Source organism: Sphingomonas sp. (assembly GCF_013816785.1).
In the GTDB taxonomy this organism is placed as follows: Bacteria; Pseudomonadota; Alphaproteobacteria; order Sphingomonadales; family Sphingomonadaceae; genus Sphingomicrobium.
The window spans coordinates 1-2,307 of sequence record NZ_JACDDV010000094.1; the positions used below are offsets into that span (position 1 = coordinate 1).

The window sequence follows — 2,307 nt, forward strand, 5'->3', positions numbered from 1 at the left end:
GGGCCAGGAAGTCGCCAAGCGCGCGCTCGAGATCGCCGCGGCGGGCGGGCATAATCTGTTGATGAGCGGGCCGCCGGGAGCCGGCAAGTCGCTGCTGGCCGCCTGCCTGCCTTCGATCCTGCCGCCACTCGAACCGGGTGAGGCGCTCGAAGTGTCGATGGTGGCGAGCGTCGCCGGCGAGCTCGACGGCGGCCGGATGCGCCGCCGCCGTCCGTTCCGCAGCCCGCATCATTCGGCGTCGATGCCGGCGCTGGTCGGGGGAGGGCTCAAGGTCAGGCCAGGAGAGATCAGCCTGGCGCATCTCGGCGTGCTGTTCCTCGACGAGCTGCCCGAGTTCCAGCGCGCGGTGCTCGATTCGCTGCGCCAGCCGCTCGAAACCGGCAAGGTCAGCGTGGCGCGCGCCAATATGCACGTTACCTTTCCGGCGCGGGTCCAGCTGATTGCAGCGATGAACCCGTGCCGCTGCGGGCATCTCGGCGACCCGGCGCTGGCCTGCGCGCGTGCGCCGCGCTGTGCGGCGGATTACCAGGCCAAGGTGTCGGGCCCGCTGCTTGACCGCATCGACCTGCATGTCGAAGTCCAGGGGGTCAGCGCCGCCGACCTCACGCTTCCACCGCCGGCCGAGGGAAGCGAGGAGGTGGCGCGTCGTGTCGCCCAAGCCCGATCGGTGCAGAGCAAGCGCTTCGACGGTTACGGTATGCGGACCAATGCGGAGGCTGATGGCGAGCTGTTAGATCAAGTCGCGACCCCGGACGAGCCAGGAAAAAAACTGCTGGCTGACGCCGCCGCCACGATGCGCCTGTCGGCGCGTGGCTACCATCGCGTGCTGCGCGTCGCACGGACGATCGCCGACCTCGCGTGGAGTGAGCAGGTCGGCCGCATCCATATCGCAGAGGCTCTCAGCTACCGACGCCAGGCCCCGCGCAATTAGATGAAAATACGGCCGCCGCGAGCTCAGAAAGCTGCGGCGGCCGACGTCAGTCTACCAATGCCATTCGCTGCTATCGACGATGCCATCGCCGTTGCGGTCGAGGCCCGGCCAGGCGCTGGCGCTGTAATATTCGCTAGCGCTGAGATAGCCGTCACGATTGGTGTCGAAGATTGTGTAGCTGGGCTCGTAAGCTGCGCGGTTGTAATTGGTGTAAAAGCCGCCGCCATACCAGCAATTGGCATATTCGGACCGGCTGATCCGCCCGTCGCCATTGCTGTCCCAAGAGCCATAGGCTCCGCCGCGATATGCATCATACTCGGCACGCGAAATGCGGCCGTCGGCGTTCTTGTCGATCGACCCATAAGTGCCGCAGGCCGTATAGGTTCGCTGCGGGTCGAAAGCATCGGCAACCGACTTAACGTCGCTGCTCACGCCGCGCACGGTGTTGCATCCGGCCAAGGCCACGACCATGATCAAAGGTGCGATAATTCTACGCATGGCTCTCTCCTGTAATCAGTCCCAAAACCGCCCGCTCAGCGGTTGATCGTCAACGGGCACGGCCTGAGTTTGTTCCGGGTACGAACCGGAATGGCTCGGCACCGACCAAGTCAATTGTCTCGGCCCGGCGCTTCGCAAAAAGGGCTGGCGAATCGAATAGTTTCGGCTAAGTCGTCCGACGTTCTAATAGGGGATAATCAATGACACCGATCGACTGGGCCATGCGCCCATTGGAGAAATTTGCCGATTTTTCGGGCCGTGCGCCACGCGCCGAATATTGGTGGTTCTATCTGCTGTTCGTTATCTTGTATCTGGTAGTCAGCATCGTGGATTCGATGGTGGGGGTGAAAGCATTCGGTCCGTACGGCATTCTTGTAGCCCTGCTGTCCTTGGCGCTTCTCATTCCATCATTGGCGGTAGGGGTCCGAAGATTGCACGACACCGACCGTAGCGGATGGTGGTTCTTGATTATTCTGATCCCGCTAATCGGCGCGATCGTTCTGCTCGTTTTCTTCGTTTCCGGAGGAACCAAGGGATCCAACCGGTTCGGCGACGATCCTTACGCGGCCAGTTGATCCCTTTCACTATAGCCTAGGTCGTTGGAGGTTGTTTCCGGCGTTCGCATATGGCCTGAACGACAGCCATGAACAGCCTCCAGTGAGGCGCGCGGCATTGTGCGCCGAACCTGAGCGTTGAAAACAATTCAGCGCGGTAGGGGTGTAGGATCAACCGCTTGGCTTGCTCCGCGTTCCGGCCGTGCTAAGGGAGCGCAGCCTGCCCCCGTGGCGGAATGGTAGACGCGCTCGACTCAAAATCGAGTGTCGAAAGACGTGTCCGTTCGAGTCGGACCGGGGGCACCAGTTCCGATCGCCTGAACC

Annotated in this window: 3 protein-coding genes and 1 tRNA gene; 3 read left to right on the forward strand and 1 reads right to left on the reverse strand. The window is 62.5% G+C overall.

Annotated elements, in window-relative coordinates; genetic code table 11:
- The coding region (locus H0W65_RS12125) for a YifB family Mg chelatase-like AAA ATPase (RefSeq protein ID WP_294007919.1) at positions 1-931 on the forward strand (931 nt) is incomplete at its 5' end.
- A gap of 51 nt (positions 932-982) precedes the next feature.
- Here the strand turns inward: H0W65_RS12125 and H0W65_RS12130 are convergent.
- The gene (locus H0W65_RS12130) at positions 983-1,429 is read right to left on the reverse strand and encodes a hypothetical protein (protein WP_294007921.1); all 447 of its coding nucleotides are present in this window, start codon (positions 1,427-1,429) and stop codon (positions 983-985) included.
- Between the two features lie 200 nt (positions 1,430-1,629).
- On the opposite strand from H0W65_RS12130, the gene H0W65_RS12135 reads away from it, so the two are divergent.
- On the forward strand, positions 1,630-2,004 hold the full coding sequence (locus H0W65_RS12135; RefSeq protein WP_367120148.1) for a DUF805 domain-containing protein: 375 nt from the start codon (positions 1,630-1,632) through the stop codon (positions 2,002-2,004).
- Positions 2,005-2,205: 201 nt separating this feature from the next.
- Positions 2,206-2,289 (forward strand) — tRNA-Leu (locus H0W65_RS12140).
- Positions 2,290-2,307 lie beyond the last annotated feature (18 nt).